The organism is Sodalis sp. dw_96 (genome assembly GCF_018449575.1).
Lineage (GTDB): Bacteria > Pseudomonadota > Gammaproteobacteria > Enterobacterales > Enterobacteriaceae > Acerihabitans.
In genome coordinates this window covers 261,648-279,586 of the sequence record NZ_JAAVUT010000004.1, presented here as the reverse complement: position 1 = coordinate 279,586, position 17,939 = coordinate 261,648, and the positions used below count along the sequence as shown (strand labels likewise).

The window sequence follows — 17,939 nt, the reverse complement described above, 5'->3', positions numbered from 1 at the left end:
GCCTATAAACGAGAACAAGCCGTGAGATCCTTCCGGATCGCACGGCCTTCGTATGCAACTCTTGGTATGAAACTACTAAGTCGTATGCAACTTCAAAGTCTGCGGATTAATCACGCGATTGGGGTTTTCACCCCGAAATATTAATACAGACGAGTGCGGCGTGCGTTTTCGCGAGCCAATTTTTTAGCATGACGTTTTACTGCGGACGCTTTGGCGCGTTTGCGTTCGGTAGTCGGTTTTTCATAGAACTCACGACGACGAACTTCGGCCAGAACACCTGCTTTTTCACAGGAACGTTTAAAGCGACGCAGTGCTACGTCGAACGGCTCGTTTTCACGTACTTTAATTACCGGCATGTAACTCTCACCTCGATAGAATTCGGTTTTTGCTGCTGACCTGTTGTCAGCCATTTCAAAATGGTGCGGAATTTTACTTCAAGCACAGCTGCTTTGTAAAGCGCCACGGACAACTCTCTTACGGAGAATGCTTCATCCGCCGCGTATCCGGCTATTTCATACACAGCATTATAGCGCAAATAGCTCAAAATTGCCGCATTTGATTGGTCTTGGCAATCAAAGAAGGTAACATTAAGCGGCTGGACCTTGCAAATTAGGATCCTGCAGGCCGATCCGGGATCGTTACGGAAAGCAAGGGGCATACTTGTAGCATGGCGCGGGCAAGAAAGACACTGAATTTTCATCGGGGGACCGGCAGGGCGACCTCCCGCGGGCGGAGATTATGATAGACTGTGCGCCGCTTTGAGTGGAGCTGGTAAAAAATTATGCGTGTATTGGGTATTGAAACGTCCTGCGACGAAACCGGTGTGGCGATTTATGACCAACAGGCGGGCTTGCTGGCCAATCAGTTATACAGCCAGGTGAAGCTGCATGCCGACTACGGCGGCGTGGTACCCGAGCTTGCCTCCCGTGATCACGTGCGCAAAACCGTCCCGCTGATCCAGGCGGCGCTGCGGGAAGCCGGCATGGGAGCCAAGGATATTGACGGCGTGGCCTATACCGCCGGTCCCGGCCTGGTGGGTGCGCTGATGGTGGGCGCCACGGTGGGACGAGCGCTGGCCTATGCCTGGGGCGTGCCGGCCATTGAGGTACATCATATGGAAGGCCATTTGCTGGCGCCGATGCTGGAAGCGAATCCGCCGGCGTTCCCCTTTGTCGCGTTATTGGTGTCCGGCGGCCATACCCAACTGATTCAGGTAGCGGGCATCGGCCAATACACACTGCTGGGGGAGTCCATCGACGATGCCGCCGGCGAGGCATTTGATAAAACCGCCAAGCTGCTGGGACTGGATTATCCCGGCGGTCCGCTGTTGTCGCGGCTGGCGCGGCAGGGCATTGCCGGGCGTTTTACCTTTCCCCGCCCGATGACCGATCGCCCCGGACTGGATTTCAGCTTCTCCGGCTTGAAAACCTTTGCCGCCAATACCGTGCGCGCCAATGAGGGTGATGCCCAGACCCGGGCGGATATCGCCAGGGCGTTTGAGGACGCGGTGGTGGATACGCTGCTTATCAAATGCCGGCGGGCGCTGGAGCAGACCGGGCTGAAACGGCTGGTGATCGCCGGAGGGGTCAGCGCCAACCAGACCCTGCGCGAACGCCTGGCGGCGATGATGCAAAGCCGGGGCGGCCAGGTGTTTTATGCGCGTCCGGAATTTTGTACCGATAACGGCGCCATGATCGCTTATGCCGGGATGGTGCGTCTGCAAAGCGGGATCATGGGGGATCTGGCGATTACCGTACGGCCGCGCTGGCCGCTGGCGGAATTACCGGCGCTATAACCGCCGTCAGACTGCTGACAAACGTACTCGGAGCCAATAAGGAGGGACAGGCTGCCAGAAGAGTAAACCGTCCGCGCCAAGGATGGCGCGGATCGAGCCTCCATGGATGGATTCACGGCGTGTTTACGATCTGGCAGCCTGTCACGACCGGGTACTTTGTCAACAAGCTCCGTTCTCAGCTTTTATGATCCTGCCGATCGTTTTTATGATTTTGCTTATCATCGATGTCCAGATCCTTTTTGCGCTTGCGCCACAGGCGGCTTTCCTGGCCACGCCACAAGCGCTGGATATTGTCGTGATGGCGTAGCAATACCAGGCACGACAACATGGACACCGGGAAGGTGAACTGCGGTTTGAACCACCAGACATAAAACGGCGCTATCAGGGCGCTGATAATGGCGCCGAGGGATGAATAGCCGCTTAACAGCACCGTCAGCAGCCAGGTACCGGCCATCAGCCCGGTCAGGTCCCAGCCGATGGGGGCGATGGCGCCGAACGCCGTGGCGACGCCTTTGCCGCCCTGGAAGTGAAAGAAGACCGGATAGATATGCCCGACACAGGCGGCAATGGCCACCAATCCCAGGTAAAACGGCTGTATCCCCAAGTGATAACCCAGCCAAACCGGCAGCATCCCTTTCAGCACGTCGAACACCATGACGCCGGCGGCGGCAAGGCGGCCGCCCAGGCGCAAGACATTGGTGGCCCCCGGATTGCCGGAGCCGTGAGTGCGGGGATCGGGCAAGCGGGCAATCCTGCAGATCAAGATCGCGCTGGACACCGAGCCGCAAAGATAGGCGAAGATTATCATGCCGATCGAATGAGCATTCATAACCAAGTTCCATCCCGTCATCATCGTTTTTCATGGACTAACTGTGGATAATACGCATATTCCGTGATAAGTGATATCCGACATCCACAAAAACCGAGTATGGCACATGGACATTGTATTCATAAAAGCATTAACGGTGATGGCGTTTATCGGCGTTTACGATTGGGAGCAGCAGCGCCGACAAAAACTGGTTTTCGATATTGAAATGGGATGGGATAACCGCTCGGCGGCCCGCAGCGACGATGTGGCGGATTGCCTGAGCTACGCCGATGTCAGCGAAGCGGTGCTGACCTATGTCGCCGACGGCCGCTTCGCCCTGGTGGAACGGGTGGCGGAGGAGGTGGCCGACCTGCTGCAACAGCGTTTTGCCCTGCCCTGGGTGCGGATTACCCTTAGCAAACCGGGGGCGGTTCCCCAGGCCGAGAGCGTCGGCGTCATTATCGAGCGTCATCGCTGAAAAGTCTGAAAAAAAGGTTTCTTAAGCTAATATTCATGCAACGGACACGGGGATACCGTATGTTATCTCTCATTTTCCGAATTGTTAGCGGCCTGAGTTCTTTGAACTGCCGCTTTTTTGTTGTCGGTTGATTGAGGGGACGGTTTTGTATGACAGACCTGCATGATTTAATTGTCGCGTTTATTCTAGGGATAGTTGAGGGGTTAACAGAATTTTTGCCGGTCTCTTCCACGGGACATATGATTCTGGCGGGCACGTTGCTGGGGTTTACCGATGACAGGGCTAAGACCTTTGAAGTGATCATCCAGCTGGGGTCAATTCTGGCGGTGGTGGTGATGTTCTGGCGACGGTTGTTTGGTTTGATCGGTATCCATTTCGGCGAAGTCAAACATGAAGGCATCGGCCAGGGGCGGCTGACCTTGGTGCATATCATCCTCGGCATGGTACCGGCGGTGATCCTGGGCCTGGTGCTGCATGAGCAAATCAAGGCGCTGTTTGAAGCGAAATATGTCATGTATGCCCTGGTGGTGGGCGGTGTGCTGCTACTGCTCGGTGAGTGGCTGAAACCCAAGCTGCCCCGGGCGCAGGGTATCGATGATATTACCTATTTGCAGGCCTTTTTGATCGGCTGTTTCCAATGTCTGGCGCTCTGGCCGGGGTTTTCCCGCTCAGGGGCCACCATCAGCGGCGGTTTGCTGATGGGCGTCAGCCGCTACGCAGCGTCCGAATTTTCCTTTATTCTGGCGGTGCCGATGATGATCGGCGCCACCGCGCTGGATTTGTATAAAAGCCTGCCGTTCCTGTCCTGGCATGACTTTCCGATGTTCGCGGTGGGTTTTGTCACGGCGTTTGTCGTCGCCCTGCTGGCCATCAAACTCTTTTTGCAAGTCATCAAGCGTATTTCGTTTGTGCCCTTTGCCATCTACCGGTTTATTCTGGCGGCGGTGGTCTACTGGGTGATGATGTAACGGGCCAACGGCGGATTTCACCGGGGGGAAGTGAGCCTAGTCCTCGATGACCGCCGTGCGGGAATGTTCCTTTTGCTGTTTCCATGAGGTCAGGACGCGCAGGCGGCGCAGGCGTATTTCTTCGCCGATAGCGGCGCCTGCGAAGCCGTCTTCGATCACTTCCCGGTTGGTGACCGATGCGGCCACCCGGTACGCTTCCCGCAAATAATCCCCCTGCGGATAAGCATTGTTTTCAAAACCGGTGCGGCCGCGGGCATCGGCTTCGCTGGCCATGATCATATACTCCAGGCGTTGCGGCTTGCGCCAGACGTCGATGGCAAGAAATAATTTCATCAGCGTCTTGGGCGTTAAACGGTCCACGGTATGGATCAAATCATGATATTCGGCGACGATTTTCGCCAGTTCCCGTATCTGGTTGGGTACCCGCAGGCGTTCGCACAGTGCCTGCACCAGCTTGACCCCCGCCGGACCATGTCCGTGGTGATGCGGCCACTGCTCCCGCGGGGTCAGGCCCTTGCCCAAATCGTGGCACAGCGTGGCGAACCGCACTCCCACATCGGCGGTCAGTTGCGCTACGACCGTGAGGGTCATCAGTGTATGGATACCGGTGTCGATTTCCGGATGCCATTTGGCCGGAGCGGGCACACCGAACAGATTATCGATTTCCGGAAACAGCGCCGCCAGCGCACCGCAGTCGCGCAGGACCTGAAAATAGACCTGCGGGTTGCGGGTGGTGAGCGCTTTTTCCGTTTCTTTCCATACCCGTTCGGTCGAAATAAGCGGCAATTCGCCCGCCAGTGTCATTTGCCGCATTAATGCCAGGGTTTCCGGGGCAATGCGGAAATTCAGATGGGCGAAACGGGCGGCGAAGCGGGCGACCCGCAATACCCGCAAAGGGTCCTCCCCGAAGGCGTCGGAGACATGGCGCAATAAGCGTTGTTCGATATCCCTGCGCCCTTGAAACGGATCGATAAGTTCGCCGTCTTCATCTTGCGCGATGGCGTTGATGGTCAGATCCCGGCGCAGCAGGTCTTGCTCGAGGGTGACGTCCGGCGCCGAATAACAGGTAAAGCCGGTATAACCCTGTCCTGATTTGCGTTCGGTGCGCGCCAGCGCGTACTCTTCCCGGGATTGCGGATGCAGGAAGACCGGAAAATCCTTGCCCACCTGCTGATAACCTTGCGCAATGAGCTCATCGGGGACGGCGCCCACCACGACCCAGTCTTTTTCCTGTACCGGCAAATGTAATAACCTGTCGCGAACAGCGCCGCCGACCAGATATTTTTTCACAATCCACTCCTGACAATGTCGGTCTTGGCATCATGTCTTAATTGTAGCCGCATACGCAATACTGTTTCCGCCCATTGTGCTGCGCCCGGGGGATAAGCCCAAGGAGGGTCAGTTCATCCAGCGGTTGTCCTTTTTGCGGCGGGGAATAATATGAGGCAACAACAATCCGAGGATCAGGCCGACCCCGGCGACGCCGCCGCCGTACAAAAACCACTGCATAATGATGGCCCGCTGCTTGTCATCCAGCTGCAGGGCGTCGGCGTCCGCTTTTTTCCGGGCTACCGTCAACTGGTCTTTCAACCCCTGGTTTTCATTCCGCAGGCCCTGGAGCACGCTGTCGTTTTCGGCCACTTTTTTCTGCATATCGGCGGTGCGGTGATTCCAGTCCGCATCGATGGAGGAGAGTTTTTGTGTCAGGGTTTTCACCTGTTGTTCCAGGGACGGGACTTTCACGCGCAGGCTGGGCTGGTCGCTCAATTGATCCAGCGGGATCCAGGCGGTTCGGCCTTTGGTGTCGCGGATCTGACCGTAATTGGTGCTGTCATTGACACCCAGCAGAGCGACTTGCTCTCCCGAGTTCAGCGTGCCGACAATGCGGAATTGATTGCCCGGCCCGCTATGAATATAGGTAGTGAGATCATCGGATATGTAACGTGTCTCATCAGCATGAGTACTAGCGGCGAAGCTTAGACTCAATAACGCGAAGCAGATATGGCGTAATTTGTGCATAGTTCCGTCGTCTTTTCAGCAAATGTCGCTGGATAGTAAAGGGTTAAGTTTGACGGCGCAATGCTTAAACAAAAATGGGAACTATCTTACTATCAGGCCGCGTCTGGCTTTGCCTACTGCATTTTCAGCCGTTAAGCCCGGGGAAAAATGCCGGTGGAGAGAATAGCGTTAATAATTTTACTGCTTTGAACGCTTTGTGGCGGCATAACCCGTGAAAGGAAGCGTAAATGGGCCATTTCCCATTAATTTTTTGTCATAAATTTTCATTTAAATTATAAGCATACTTGTTCAAATTATGCTTTAAGGTGATGATTACGCTCTTCAACATGATGACTTCGGCGGGTTTACCTTTTCCAGCGGCGTCGCCGGACGTCATACATCAAACTATGGGTGTGGCCGAAGCTATGAGTGAAGAAATAGAAATAAAATTTATCGTTCATTCCGGGGCGGTATCCACGCTGGCGGAAAGGGTGTCCGCCGGCGGCGGTGTTCATACTCCTCCGCAACGTCTGATCAATATCTATTTTGAAACCGCCGGTCTGGATTTGCGTCATCATGGTATCGGCCTGCGTATCCGCGGCAATAATGATCGCTATGAAATGACCGCCAAAACCGCCGGCAAAGTTATCGGCGGGTTGCATCAGCACCCTGAATATAATATTCCGGTATCCGGTCCCGAATTGAATCTGTCTCTGCTGCCGGCGGAAATCTGGCCCGTGGGGACGGACATCAAGGACCTGCAAAACCAGCTCAAACCGCTGTTTCGTACTGATTACCGGCGTGAAAAATGGGTGGTGGAGTTTGGCGATAGCGAGATTGAAGTGGCTTTTGATCGGGGCGACGTTGTCGCCGGGGAGTTATTGGAACCCATCTGTGAACTGGAGCTGGAATTGCTGCAAGGCAATACGGCGGATTTGCTGGCCTACGCGCAAACGCTCACCGCCGAGGGTGGCCTGCGGCTGGGCAGCCTGAGCAAAGCGGCGCGGGGATATCATCTCGCCGAGGGTAACCCGCCGCGGGAGGTGCGCGCCCTGCCGCTGCTGCGCGCCAACCCCAAAGCCACCGTAGAGCAGGGGTTAAGCGAAGCGCTTTCACTGGCGCTGGCGCACTGGCAATATCATGAGGAGATTTGGCTGCGGGGCGTGGCGCCGTCGCGGGATGCCATCCTCACCGCCTTTACCCTGATTCGTGAAACCTTTGTGGTGATGGGTAATATGATTCCGCGCAAGGCCACCACTCATCTGCGGGCTTTGTTGGCGGATCTCTCGCCCCTTATCGCCCGGGCCGATTGCGATCCCCAGGTCTTGTGTTACGAGGCCGCCTATCTTCAGTGCAAGCTGGCCCTGACCTCATGGCTTATCCTGTCCGGCTGGCAAAAGAGCATTGACGACGACGGCCGCCGGAAATTGAATGGTTCATTCAAGCGTTTTTCGGATATCACCCTGTCGCGCTGTGCCGCCGAGCTGAAGGTGGCGTTCGGTCGCGCGCTGTCGCCGGAGGAATATCTTCAGCAGTTGCCGCGCCTGGAACGAAGAATCATGGCCTTTCATCTCTTGTCCGGTGCCTATCCCACCCAAAAGGTCTTATCCTATATCCTGCACTGGCAGGCGCTGGAACAGGCGATTTTGCTGCCCGGCACCAACGATGTGGAACATATGCGGCGTCAGGCGGTCACACAACCAGGATTCTGGCGCAGTGTGAACCGGCGATGATTTACTGCCGGGCATCCCGGGATGCGGGTAAAATGTTGTATACCCGTCATACTTCAAGCTGCAGATGCGTTGGCTTTCCTGCAACTTGAAGTATTTAGGGTATGTTCCGCTCCAATACGCTGAATGCTCAAGGCACATATAGGGAGAAGAACCATGGCGTTGCCGTTACCGCCGATATTACACCGTCAGGTACAGATCATTCTCGCCGGGATGCCGTTTCCCGTGGCGGCGGATGACGAGGGGCAGGCGGTGTTGGCCGGCAGCGATTTTATCGCCCAGGCGCTGATGGCCCGTCCCGAGTGGTATGAAGAGCTGCGACGCCAGCCGCCGGAGGCCGATGAGTGGCGGCATTATCCGGCATTGTTGGAGCAGCGGCTGGCGGCGGTGAAGGATGAAGCTGGCCTGATGCGGGAACTGCGGCTGTTTCGCCGCCGTGCCCTGGTGCGTATCGGTTGGTCGCAGGCGCTGCTCACCAGCGACACCCCGCAGACACTGAAACAGCTCAGCCAACTGGCGGAAGTGCTGGTAAGCGCGGCGCGGGACTGGCTTTATCAAGCCTGCTGCCGGGATTGGGGCACGCCCTGCAATGAGGATGGCGTCCCGCAACCTCTGCTGGTGTTGGGCATGGGCAAACTGGGCGGCGGCGAACTGAATTTCTCCTCCGATATCGATTTGATTTTTGCTTATCCGGAAAACGGCCTTACCCGGGACGGGCGACGGGAGCTGGACAATGCCCAATTTTTTACCCGCCTGGGACAGCGCCTGATCAAGGTGCTTGATCAGACCACCGTCGACGGATTCGTCTACCGGGTGGATATGCGGCTGCGTCCGTTCGGCGATAGCGGACCCCTGGTGCTCAGTTTCCCAGCCCTGGAGGATTATTATCAGGAGCAGGGTCGCGACTGGGAGCGTTACGCCATGGTCAAGGCCCGGCTGCTGGGCAATGGCGACGATGCCTACAGCCGGGAACTGCACCGGATGCTGCGCCCGTTTGTCTTTCGGCGTTATATCGATTTCAGCGTGATCCAGTCATTACGCAACATGAAAAGCATGATTGCCCGTGAGGTGCGGCGCCGGGGCTTGACGGATAATATCAAGCTGGGCGCCGGCGGTATCCGCGAGATTGAATTTATTACCCAGGTTTTTCAATTGATTCGCGGCGGCCGGGAGCCGCGTCTGCAAGGCCGCGCCTTATTGCCCACCCTGAGCGCTATCGGCGAGCTGGGTTTGCTGGATTCCGGTCAAATCGAACGATTGAGCCACGCCTATCTTTATCTGCGCCGGCTGGAAAATCTGTTGCAGGCCATCAACGATGAACAGACCCAAACGTTACCCACCGATGAACTGAACAGAAGCCGCCTGGCCTATGGCATGAACGAGGCGGATTGGCCGGCGTTGTACCGCACCCTCGGAACGCATATGCGGCAGGTGCGCCACATTTTTGACGAACTCATCGGCGACGATGCGCCGGACCCGGCGGATCCGGCGGATTTCGGCCGTTACGGTACTCTGTGGGTGGATGAGGGGCAAGAACCGGAACCGGATTTCTGGGAACCCCAGTTGACGGCGTCCTGTCGCCTGCGGCTGCTGGAACATTTATCCGGCTTTCGTCGCGACGTGGCGAAACGGACCATCGGACCGCGCGGTCGCGAGGTGCTTGATCAACTGATGCCGCGTTTGCTGGGGGAAATCTGCCCGCGCCCGGACGCCGATACCGCCTTCAGCCGTTTGGCGCCCCTGCTGCTCAGCATCGTTTCCCGCACCACCTATCTCGAATTGCTGCTGGAGTATCCCAAGGCGCTGGTGCATTTGATCCGCCTGTGCGCCGCCTCGGAAATGATCGCCAGCCAGCTGGCGCTCCATCCCCTGCTGCTGGATGAATTGCTTGATCCCGCCACGCTGTACAATCCGCCGGCGCCCCGGGCCTATGCCGATGAGCTGCGCCAGTATTTGATGCGGGTGCCCGACGAGGATGAAGAGCAACAAATGGACGCGCTGCGGCAATTCAAGCAGGCGCAGCACCTGCGCATCGCCGCCGGTGATATTACCGGCGTGCTGCCCGTGATGCGGGTGAGCGATCATCTCACCTATCTGGCGGAGGCCATCATTGCCGCCGTGGTTCGGCAGGCCTGGCGGACCATGGTCTCACGCTATGGCCGGCCACAGCATCTGGACGGGCAGGGCGGGCAGGGCTTCGCGGTGATCGGCTACGGCAAGCTGGGAGGATGGGAGCTGGGTTACGGGTCCGATCTCGATTTGGTTTTTTTACATGATTGCCCGCCCGATGTCATGACCGGCGGCGAACGCCGGATCGACGGGCGGCAATTTTATCTGCGGCTGGCCCAGCGCGTCATGCATCTGTTCGGCACCCGGACAGCCAACGGCATTCTGTATGAGGTCGATCCGAGGCTTCGCCCCTCCGGCGCGGCCGGTATGCTGGTAAGCACCCTGGATGCCTTCGAGGATTATCAGGCTAATGAAGCCTGGACCTGGGAACATCAGGCGCTGGTGCGGGCCAGGATGGTCTATGGCGATCCGGCGTTGGGCGCGCGCTTTGCCGATATCCGCCGGGCGGTGTTGTGCCGGGAGCGCTCACCGGCGGCGTTACGCACCGATGTCAGCGAGATGCGCGGGAAGATGCGTCACCATTTGGCCGGCAAAAGCGGCGATATGTTCGATATCAAAGTGGATGAAGGCGGCATTACCGATATCGAGTTCCTGGCGCAATATCTGGTGCTGCGTTATGCCGCCGCCATACCCGATCTGACCCGCTGGTCAGATAATGTCCGCATTTTTGAACTGATGGCCCGTCACGATATCCTCGACCCGCAGACGGCGGAGGCATTAAGCCAATCCTATATCACCCTGCGGGATGAAATTCATCATTTGGCATTGCAGGCCCTGCCGGGCAAGGTGCCGGCCGACCGGTTCCTTAAGGAACGCGCCCTGATTACCGCCAGTTGGCGAACGTGGCTGGACTGACTTTTTTCACCGGCCGAAAAACGCTTTTCGCCGGCGGGGAGGGGAGAGAAATTAAGCCGCCTATGCTACTATCCGGCGCAATAAATTGTTAAAGCTGGAGCGAATGGATGAAAGTAACGTTGCCTGATTTTCGCCGGGCGGGCGTGTTGGTGGTGGGTGATGTGATGCTAGACAGATATTGGTACGGTCCCACCAACCGTATCTCGCCGGAAGCGCCGGTGCCGGTAGTGAAAGTCGAGACGATCGAAGAACGGCCCGGCGGCGCCGCCAACGTTGCCATGAATATCGCCGCGCTGGGGGCAGGCACGCGACTGGTGGGATTGACCGGCATAGATGACGCCGCCCGCGCGCTGGCGGATAAACTGGGCGAGGTCAGCGTTACCTGTGATTTCGTCGCGGTCTCCACCCATCCCACCATTACCAAGCTGCGGATACTGTCGCGCAATCAGCAATTGATCCGCCTGGATTTCGAACAGGGCTTCGACGGGGTTGACGCCGCTCCGATGCTGGAGCGTATCCGCCAGGCGTTGCCCGCCGCCGGCGCCCTGGTGTTGTCGGATTACGCCAAAGGCGCGCTGGCGCGGGTGCAGGATATCATTCGCCTGGCTCGGGATGCGGGGGTGCCGGTCCTGGTGGATCCCAAGGGCACCGATTTTACCCGCTATCGCGGCGCCACCATGCTGACGCCCAACCTCTCCGAATTCGAGGCGGTGGCCGGACAGTGCCGGGACGAGGGCGAACTGGTGAGCCGGGGCATGAAGCTGATTGCCGATTATGATCTGTCGGCCTTGCTCATCACCCGTTCGGAACAGGGCATGACCCTGCTGCAACCCGGCAAGGAGCCATTGCATCTACCGACCCAGGCGCAGGAAGTGTACGATGTAACCGGCGCGGGCGACACGGTTATCGGTGTGCTGGCGGCAGCGCTGGCGGCGGGCAATTCCCTGGAGGAAAGCTGTTTCCTGGCCAATGCCGCCGCCGGTGTGGTGGTGGGCAAGCTGGGGACCTCCACCGTCAGCCCCGTTGAGCTGGAAAACGCCATCCACGGCCGGGCCGATGCCGGTTTCGGCATCATGACCGAAGCGGAGCTGGCGCAGGTGGTGGCACAGGCCCGCCAGCGCGGCGAGAAAGTGGTCATGACCAACGGAATCTTCGATATTCTGCATGCCGGCCACGTCTCTTATTTGGCCAATGCCCGGCGGCTGGGGGACCGGCTGATTGTCGCGGTTAACAGCGACGCCTCCACCCAACGGCTGAAAGGCGAACACCGGCCGGTGAATCCTTTAGCCCAGCGGATGATCGTGCTGAGCGCATTGGAGGCGGTGGATTGGGTGGTGCCGTTCGAAGAGGATACGCCGCAGCGCCTGATTGCCGAAATCCTGCCGGATTTGCTGGTTAAGGGGGGAGATTATAAACCCGAGGAAATCGCCGGCAGTAAAGAGGTCTGGGCCAATGGCGGCGATGTGCGGGTGCTGAATTTTGAGGACGGCTGTTCCACCACCAACATCATCAATTCGATCAAAAGCGGCAAGCGGGGCTGAAGCGGAGTGCAGGTGTGAAAAACCCGGCAATCAGCGATTGCCTGGTTGGTTTGGTTGTATATCATTTTTTCGGTTTGGCCGGCCTGTCGTCCGCCACGTCGCCGGCTTCCGGCTCATCAATGTCCGTCTTGGCGACTGCGGGTGCCGTGTCGGCCGCCACCGTCGGGGCCACGGCGTTTCCCGGCATCGTCTCCAGGGCATTGATCCGCAATTCCAGCTGGCTCAGCTTTTCCCGGGTGCGCAGTAATACCTGCGTCTGCACATCAAACTCCTGCCGGCTGACAAGATCCATGCGGCTAAACTGGCTTTGCAACACCTGACGGATTTTCTTCTCGACATCATCACCCAGTTCACGAATGCCTTTGGGCAGGGATTCATGGATTTGACGGGCAAGCTGTTCAATTTTTTTGGTATCGATCATCGGTGGTTTCCTAGCGCGTAAGATAGGGTTAAGTGTAATGCCAGTTCGATGGAGAAGAAACTAAAACAGCAACACAATAATTATATATCCCTACAACCGCTAATTTTCCGGTTTGTCCCTCGTCGTTATTGCCCTGCTATTTCATTGGCGCTATAGTTATTTAGCTTATTCTCAGGGCGGGGCGAAACTCCCCACCGGCGGTAAACCTCTGCAACTATTGCACGCAATAGTCAGGGGAAGCCCGCGAGCGCTCAGGTTGTTGGTTGATTTGAGGTCAGCAGACCCGGTGTAATTCCGGGGCCGACGGTTATAGTCCGGACGGGAGAGAGTAACGGCTTACTATGGGTTTGCGCCCATTCTCGTTATTTTTCAGCCTTAAATGGCTCGCTCCTAAGTCCGCCCTGGTTCTGGTAATCCATATACTTTATGAGGTTTTATTTACCATGAATCAGACGCTTCTCTCCAAATTCGGTACACCGATGGAACGCGTGGAAAACGCACTCACTTCACTGCGCGATGGCCGCGGTGTGTTGGTGCTTGATAATGAAGATCGTGAAAACGAAGGCGACATGATTTTTGCCGCCGAGAACATGACGGTTGCGCAAATGGCGTTGGCCATTCGCCATGGCAGCGGTATCGTTTGTTTGTGTCTGACGGAAGAACGGCGTCAACAATTGGAATTGCCAATGATGGTGGAGCGTAATTCCAGCCATTACCAGACCGCTTTCACCGTGACCATTGAAGCGGCGGAAGGGGTGACCACCGGCGTTTCCGCCGCCGATCGCCTGACCACGATCCGCGCCGCCATTAAAGATGACGCCAAACCTGGCGATCTCAATCGTCCCGGCCATGTCTTCCCGCTGCGGGCGCAGCCGGGCGGCGTATTGACCCGTGGCGGGCATACCGAGGCCAGTATCGATTTATGTACCCTGGCGGGGCTGAAACCCATGGGTGTATTGTGCGAAGTGACCAACGAGGACGGCAGCATGGCCCATGCGCCGGAAATCATTGAGTTCGCCAAGGAACACGACATGACGGTAGTGACCATTGATGACCTGGTGGCCTACCGGCAGGCCTTGGCCCAGCGGGCAAGCTGAATTTCGGCCCGGGCGCAGCGGGCCTGGACTGCCATGGGGCGCTCTCCCTTGAACACGCTCGGTTCAGATTTCGTGTTGGCGGTATCTAGCGTGCCGTGTGGCGCTCTGGCGGGCGGAAAATCCACGCCCGCTTCGACCACATCGGCGCGCTCTCACGCTGTTTGGCTATTTAGCTCGAATAAGGACTGCTAACAAACGAGCCTGGAGTCAATTGGGAGGGGCAGGGTGATAGGGAGTAAACCGTCCGCGCCAGGACGGCGCGGATCGAGCCTCCATGGATGGATTCACGGCGTGTTTACGATCTATCTCCTTGTCCCGACCGGGCACCGTTACAACCCGATGTATTGTGAGACTAAACTGCCAGTGGGCGCTTTCTGGCCAGCAGGGTGGCGAACCGCAGCTTGATGCGGTTGCCGTCGGCGTCGGTTTTATGCAGTTCTCCCGGGTCTTCGTTGTACTTGATAATTTCCCATCCCTCGTAATACCGCTTCAGCTCGCCGGGACCAAAGGTAAATGGAAACGGAATCGGGCAGGGGAAGTCCGGCGTCGACATGGCGGCGACAATCAGGTTGATGCCCCCCGGCAGGGTGCTGCGCTGCATATCGCCTATCAGGCGGCTGATACAGTCGGCCGGTAAAAACATCATCACCACCGTAGAGAGAATAAACTGATACTCCCCGCTGATGGACACTTCACTGATATCCAGCGTCGAGGCGCTGATATTTTTCAACTCTTCGGCCGCAATGATCTCATTGAGGGCGGCGATGCTTTGCGGGTTTTTATCATGGGCGGTTACGCTGAAGCCCAGCAGATCGAGGTATAACGCATTGCGACCGCCGCCGCAGCCCAGGTCCAACGTTTTACCGGGCGATAACGAGATATCGGGTGATAAAAAGCTGACGGCATTGATGACTTCAGAATGGGTGCGGGTTAACCCGTATTTGAAATGATAAAACTCCTCCGGGCGGCAATAAAAAGCCAACCGGCATTGTATATCATCGGAAACGGCGGCGATGCGGTGCCATTGCTGCGGTTCCACCTGCGGCGGCTGTCGTCCGGCGGAAAATTCCCCGCTTTGCACAATATCGTTGTTCTCGTTCATCAGGTCAAAGGTCAAGCTGCCTTGCAGCACGGTCAACCGGGCCCACACACCTTCTTTGGTATTATGACGTTCACGGAAAGCCGTCGGGATAGTCTCGCGAGTCCAGATCGGCATGGTTTGATAACACAATAGTTCCTGCATTTGACTCTCCGTTATTGATTGCCCAGTTGGCGTAACAGTTTAAACGCCTCCTGCATGCGTGCTTCGCCGGCGACAAAAGCGCATAGCCGCTGCTGGTCATCACGGCCTTTGGCCAACATGCCTTGTGAATCGAAATTGACCTGCCACTGCAGATCGGTTCTCTGGGTTTCCCCGGCCAGATGCAACGGTAAATCCGGCGTTTTTACCTTTATCAGCATCGGCGTCAATGCCAGATTGGCGCTGCCTCCGAGCACATTTTTAGCCAGTACGGCGGCACTCATTTGTATCGGTTGTAAAAATGGGAGCACTTTGCCGTTGATTTCCGCGCAATCCCCCAGGGCATGGATATGGGGATCGCTGGTGCGCAGGCGATCGTCGACTTTGATGCCTCTGGCGGTTGCCAGGCCCGCCGCCGACGCCAGGGCGGTATTCGGTTTAAGGCCGATAACGACGATGGCGGCATCCACCTCCAGAAGTCGACCCCGCGATAGCGCGGCGACAATGCCCGTGGTGGTTTGATACAGGCTGAGCAGATCGGTATTCAGGATCAATTCTACGCCTTGTTGTACCAGTCGGTGCTGTAAACGCGCGCTGACTTCGGCCGGCATCAGTGAAGCCAGGATACTGGCGGCTTTATCCACCAGCGTGACCTGCTTACCCGCCTGGGTGAGGTCCATCGCCAGTTCGGTGCCGATTAAACCCGCCCCCAGCAACAAAATCCGCCGGGCCCGGCGTAGTTGTGAGTCTATCCGGCGATACTCCTGCTGGCTGTTGAGCGTCAATAATAAATGACCGCCTTCGATTGCCGGGATAGCAGCTTGGGCGCCGGTCGCCAGAATCAGCCGGCGATAGGGATAGACAGTCTCCCCGCAATAGACCTCGCGAGCGGCGGCATCAATCCGGCTTACCCGGGAATGTCGGTGGAGCGCCAGCCGGTATTGCTCGGCGAATTGCGCCGCGGTAGATCGGGTCAGATCGTCGGCGCTTTGCTGTTGGCTGATGGCATGGCTCAATTCCGGTTTATTGTATTCGTCGCAGCTGTCGTCGGCGATAAGCCGGATCGGCAGGGCCTCATCCAGCTTACGCAGATTTTTCACCAATTGCCGTGCGGCGAAACCGGAGCCGATGATAATAATGTCCTGATTCATCATGGGTCCTTATTTCAGTTCATCAAACACATCTTTGCCCAGGCCGCATTCGGGGCACAGGAAGGTGTCGGGTACCGCGGACCAGGGTGTGCCGGGCTCAATCCCCTGCATCGATTCGCCGAGGGCTGGAATGTAAATCCATTGGCAAACGCTGCACTGCATCTTTGTGCCCGTTTCGGCGTCGGCTACCGCGAGTAGGGTCGTGGCTTCGTTTGTTAAAAGCATGCCGGTTGCGGTATCCGGGGAGAAGGAGGACTTTACCGCTGATGCGGCAACCGGGAGGGATACATTGGTTCCGATCGCTACATCGACAATGGCCGGAGGCATTTTAGCTGTCTTGTCATTCGCCGCAGTGGCATCAAGAGGGTGCAAGGCCCACTGGCGGCCTATCTCTCTGCCGTGCTCGCGACAGATATCCAGGGCTTCGCCATCGGGGCGCCACTTCAGCTTAAGGGCCAGGGTAGTGTCGAATCCAGCGTCCATCAGCCTGGTTTGCACCCGATCCACCGCGCCGCCATTCCAGCCGTAGCTGCCGAACGCTGAGGCTTTCTTGTCGCGAAAACGCAAGCCGGTCAGCTCTTCCAGCAGGGCGGCCACTTTCGGCATCATGACGTTGTTCATGGTGGAGGATCCTGCCAGCACGCCTTTGGAGCGGAAGATTTGCGTCAGGACTTCATTCTTATCATGACGGGCCACGTTATAGATTTTCACCGCGACGCCGGGATCGATTTCATTGATCCCCTGGGCGATGGCGTCGGCCATCATGCGGGTGTTGTTGGACATGGTATCGTAAAACAGAGTAATCCGGTCTTCCTGATAACTGTCCGCCCATTGCAAATATTTAGCGACGATTTGCGTCGGGTCGTCGCGCCAGACCACGCCGTGAGAGGTGGCGATCATGGATAACGGCAGCTTGAAGCCGAGGATCTCGTTGATCTTGGCGGTGACCAGGCGGCTGAAAGGCGTCAAGATATTGGCAAAATACCGCGAGCATTGCTCAAATAATTCGTTTTGATCCACTTCATCATTAAACAAATGTTCGTCGCAGTAATGTTGGCCAAAAGCGTCATTGCTGAACAGTACCGCATCGCCGCTGATATAGGTCATCATGCTGTCCGGCCAATGCAGCATGGGCGTTTCGACAAAAACCAACTGCTTGCCGTTACCTATCTCCAAGCGGTCGCCGGTTTTGACAACGTGAAAGTCCCATTCGGGATGGTGATGATGGCCATTAATGGAATCAATGGCATTGAAGGTGCAATAAATCGGCGTGTCCGGGATCCTTGCCATCAATTCGCTCAAGGCGCCGGCGTGATCTTCCTCGGCATGATTAATGATAATGTAATCGATTTCGTTCAGGCTGATTTCCGCTGCGAGATTTTGGACGAATTCATGGCTGAATTTATGATCCACCGTATCTATGAGTACGGTTTTCTCTTCACGGATAAGATAACTATTATAACTGCTGCCTTTAAGCGTCTTGTATTCGGTGCCGTGAAAATCCCGTACTTCCCAATCCCGTTGTCCCACCCAATAAATATTATTTTTTACCTGTATGCTCATAGCGGTTCCTGATCCAATGGCTTAAACGATGGAAAAGAAACTGCATATAGCGTGCCAGTCATTATCTGTATGTTTTTACGAGTTTTTTAAAAAATTTTTGTTAAATTGACTCAGCTATTAATTTGTCTATAAGACAGCATTAATGTCATAATGACAATGACGCA

The 17,939-nt window shown here is 56.7% G+C and carries 16 protein-coding genes and 1 riboswitch; of the genes, 7 read left to right on the top strand and 9 right to left on the bottom strand.

The window, feature by feature from the left end; all coding sequences use genetic code 11:
* Window positions 1-140 precede the first annotated feature (140 nt).
* Entirely contained in the window at window positions 141-356 is a 216-nt protein-coding gene (gene rpsU, locus HB631_RS08945) for a 30S ribosomal protein S21 (protein WP_001144069.1), read from the bottom strand.
* Window positions 347-700 carry a hypothetical protein gene (locus tag HB631_RS08940; RefSeq protein WP_213990798.1) on the bottom strand — a complete coding sequence of 118 codons (354 nt, stop codon included), beginning with the start codon at window positions 698-700 and terminating at the stop codon, window positions 347-349. The genes rpsU and HB631_RS08940 overlap by 10 nt, the downstream gene beginning before the upstream one ends.
* 81 nt (window positions 701-781) lie before the next feature.
* Between HB631_RS08940 and tsaD the strand changes: the two genes are divergently transcribed.
* A complete protein-coding gene (gene tsaD, locus HB631_RS08935; protein WP_213990797.1) occupies window positions 782-1,795 on the top strand; it encodes a tRNA (adenosine(37)-N6)-threonylcarbamoyltransferase complex transferase subunit TsaD in 1,014 nt (337 codons plus the stop codon).
* Window positions 1,796-1,970: 175 nt separating this feature from the next.
* Here tsaD and plsY read toward each other — a convergent pair whose 3' ends face one another.
* Window positions 1,971-2,624, bottom strand: coding sequence for a glycerol-3-phosphate 1-O-acyltransferase PlsY (gene plsY, locus HB631_RS08930; protein WP_213990796.1), 654 nt, complete (start codon window positions 2,622-2,624; stop codon window positions 1,971-1,973).
* Between the two features lie 106 nt (window positions 2,625-2,730).
* Here plsY and folB point away from each other — a divergent pair, with 106 nt between their 5' ends.
* Both folB and bacA read left to right on the top strand, forming a co-directional pair.
* Window positions 2,731-3,081 (top strand): bifunctional dihydroneopterin aldolase/7,8-dihydroneopterin epimerase, encoded by a 351-nt coding sequence (folB, locus tag HB631_RS08925; RefSeq protein WP_213990795.1) that lies wholly within the window; start codon window positions 2,731-2,733, stop codon window positions 3,079-3,081.
* 149 nt (window positions 3,082-3,230) lie between these two features.
* Window positions 3,231-4,049 carry an undecaprenyl-diphosphate phosphatase gene (bacA, locus tag HB631_RS08920; protein ID WP_275955685.1) on the top strand — a complete coding sequence of 273 codons (819 nt, stop codon included), beginning with the start codon at window positions 3,231-3,233 and terminating at the stop codon, window positions 4,047-4,049.
* 36 nt (window positions 4,050-4,085) lie between these two features.
* Here bacA and HB631_RS08915 read toward each other — a convergent pair whose 3' ends face one another.
* A complete protein-coding gene (locus HB631_RS08915; RefSeq protein ID WP_213990794.1) occupies window positions 4,086-5,339 on the bottom strand; it encodes a multifunctional CCA addition/repair protein in 1,254 nt (417 codons plus the stop codon).
* Between the two features lie 108 nt (window positions 5,340-5,447).
* The gene (locus HB631_RS08910; RefSeq protein WP_213990793.1) at window positions 5,448-6,068 is read right to left on the bottom strand and encodes a TIGR04211 family SH3 domain-containing protein; all 621 of its coding nucleotides are present in this window, start codon (window positions 6,066-6,068) and stop codon (window positions 5,448-5,450) included.
* 404 nt (window positions 6,069-6,472) lie between these two features.
* Between HB631_RS08910 and HB631_RS08905 the strand changes: the two genes are divergently transcribed.
* The 3 genes from HB631_RS08905 to hldE all read left to right on the top strand — a co-directional run bounded on the left by HB631_RS08905 (window position 6,473) and on the right by hldE (window position 12,303).
* Window positions 6,473-7,780 (top strand): inorganic triphosphatase, encoded by a 1,308-nt coding sequence (locus tag HB631_RS08905; protein WP_213990792.1) that lies wholly within the window; start codon window positions 6,473-6,475, stop codon window positions 7,778-7,780.
* Window positions 7,781-7,990: 210 nt separating this feature from the next.
* Window positions 7,991-10,762, top strand: a complete 2,772-nt coding sequence (gene glnE / locus HB631_RS08900; RefSeq protein WP_255556911.1) for a bifunctional [glutamate--ammonia ligase]-adenylyl-L-tyrosine phosphorylase/[glutamate--ammonia-ligase] adenylyltransferase — start codon at window positions 7,991-7,993, stop codon at window positions 10,760-10,762.
* A 107-nt stretch (window positions 10,763-10,869) separates the two neighbouring features.
* Window positions 10,870-12,303 (top strand): bifunctional D-glycero-beta-D-manno-heptose-7-phosphate kinase/D-glycero-beta-D-manno-heptose 1-phosphate adenylyltransferase HldE, encoded by a 1,434-nt coding sequence (hldE, locus tag HB631_RS08895; RefSeq protein ID WP_213990790.1) that lies wholly within the window; start codon window positions 10,870-10,872, stop codon window positions 12,301-12,303.
* Between the two features lie 61 nt (window positions 12,304-12,364).
* On the opposite strand, the gene HB631_RS08890 is transcribed toward hldE, so the two are convergent.
* Window positions 12,365-12,724 carry an accessory factor UbiK family protein gene (locus tag HB631_RS08890; protein WP_213990789.1) on the bottom strand — a complete coding sequence of 120 codons (360 nt, stop codon included), beginning with the start codon at window positions 12,722-12,724 and terminating at the stop codon, window positions 12,365-12,367.
* A gap of 163 nt (window positions 12,725-12,887) precedes the next feature.
* A riboswitch (FMN riboswitch) is annotated at window positions 12,888-13,058 on the top strand.
* Between the two features lie 109 nt (window positions 13,059-13,167).
* On the opposite strand from HB631_RS08890, the gene ribB reads away from it, so the two are divergent.
* Complete coding sequence (gene ribB / locus HB631_RS08885) at window positions 13,168-13,821, top strand: 3,4-dihydroxy-2-butanone-4-phosphate synthase (protein ID WP_213990788.1); 654 nt, start codon at window positions 13,168-13,170, stop codon at window positions 13,819-13,821.
* Window positions 13,822-14,173: 352 nt separating this feature from the next.
* On the opposite strand, the gene tehB is transcribed toward ribB, so the two are convergent.
* Genes tehB through norV form a run of 3 tightly spaced genes read right to left on the bottom strand, consistent with a single transcriptional unit; the run spans window position 14,174 to window position 17,775 of the window.
* Entirely contained in the window at window positions 14,174-15,064 is an 891-nt protein-coding gene (tehB, locus tag HB631_RS08880; RefSeq protein WP_213990787.1) for an SAM-dependent methyltransferase TehB, read from the bottom strand.
* An 11-nt stretch (window positions 15,065-15,075) separates the two neighbouring features.
* Window positions 15,076-16,212 carry an NADH:flavorubredoxin reductase NorW gene (norW, locus tag HB631_RS08875; RefSeq protein WP_213990948.1) on the bottom strand — a complete coding sequence of 379 codons (1,137 nt, stop codon included), beginning with the start codon at window positions 16,210-16,212 and terminating at the stop codon, window positions 15,076-15,078.
* A gap of 9 nt (window positions 16,213-16,221) precedes the next feature.
* The gene (gene norV / locus HB631_RS08870; RefSeq protein WP_213990786.1) at window positions 16,222-17,775 is read right to left on the bottom strand and encodes an anaerobic nitric oxide reductase flavorubredoxin; all 1,554 of its coding nucleotides are present in this window, start codon (window positions 17,773-17,775) and stop codon (window positions 16,222-16,224) included.
* Window positions 17,776-17,939 lie beyond the last annotated feature (164 nt).

What these genes read in the sequence shown, in the direction of transcription:
- plsY (WP_213990796.1), bottom strand. Translation starts at nt 2,624, where the DNA reads ATGAATGCTCATTCGATCGGCATGATAATCTTCGCCTATCTTTGCGGC.
- tehB (WP_213990787.1), bottom strand. Translation starts at nt 15,064, where the DNA reads ATGCAGGAACTATTGTGTTATCAAACCATGCCGATCTGGACTCGCGAG.
- hldE (WP_213990790.1), top strand. Translation starts at nt 10,870, where the DNA reads ATGAAAGTAACGTTGCCTGATTTTCGCCGGGCGGGCGTGTTGGTGGTG.
- bacA (WP_275955685.1), top strand. Translation starts at nt 3,231, where the DNA reads ATGACAGACCTGCATGATTTAATTGTCGCGTTTATTCTAGGGATAGTT.
- HB631_RS08940 (WP_213990798.1), bottom strand. Translation starts at nt 700, where the DNA reads ATGAAAATTCAGTGTCTTTCTTGCCCGCGCCATGCTACAAGTATGCCC.
- HB631_RS08905 (WP_213990792.1), top strand. Translation starts at nt 6,473, where the DNA reads ATGAGTGAAGAAATAGAAATAAAATTTATCGTTCATTCCGGGGCGGTA.
- rpsU (WP_001144069.1), bottom strand. Translation starts at nt 356, where the DNA reads ATGCCGGTAATTAAAGTACGTGAAAACGAGCCGTTCGACGTAGCACTG.
- HB631_RS08890 (WP_213990789.1), bottom strand. Translation starts at nt 12,724, where the DNA reads ATGATCGATACCAAAAAAATTGAACAGCTTGCCCGTCAAATCCATGAA.
- folB (WP_213990795.1), top strand. Translation starts at nt 2,731, where the DNA reads ATGGACATTGTATTCATAAAAGCATTAACGGTGATGGCGTTTATCGGC.
- tsaD (WP_213990797.1), top strand. Translation starts at nt 782, where the DNA reads ATGCGTGTATTGGGTATTGAAACGTCCTGCGACGAAACCGGTGTGGCG.
- ribB (WP_213990788.1), top strand. Translation starts at nt 13,168, where the DNA reads ATGAATCAGACGCTTCTCTCCAAATTCGGTACACCGATGGAACGCGTG.
- glnE (WP_255556911.1), top strand. Translation starts at nt 7,991, where the DNA reads ATGCCGTTTCCCGTGGCGGCGGATGACGAGGGGCAGGCGGTGTTGGCC.
- HB631_RS08910 (WP_213990793.1), bottom strand. Translation starts at nt 6,068, where the DNA reads ATGCACAAATTACGCCATATCTGCTTCGCGTTATTGAGTCTAAGCTTC.
- norV (WP_213990786.1), bottom strand. Translation starts at nt 17,775, where the DNA reads ATGAGCATACAGGTAAAAAATAATATTTATTGGGTGGGACAACGGGAT.
- norW (WP_213990948.1), bottom strand. Translation starts at nt 16,212, where the DNA reads ATGAATCAGGACATTATTATCATCGGCTCCGGTTTCGCCGCACGGCAA.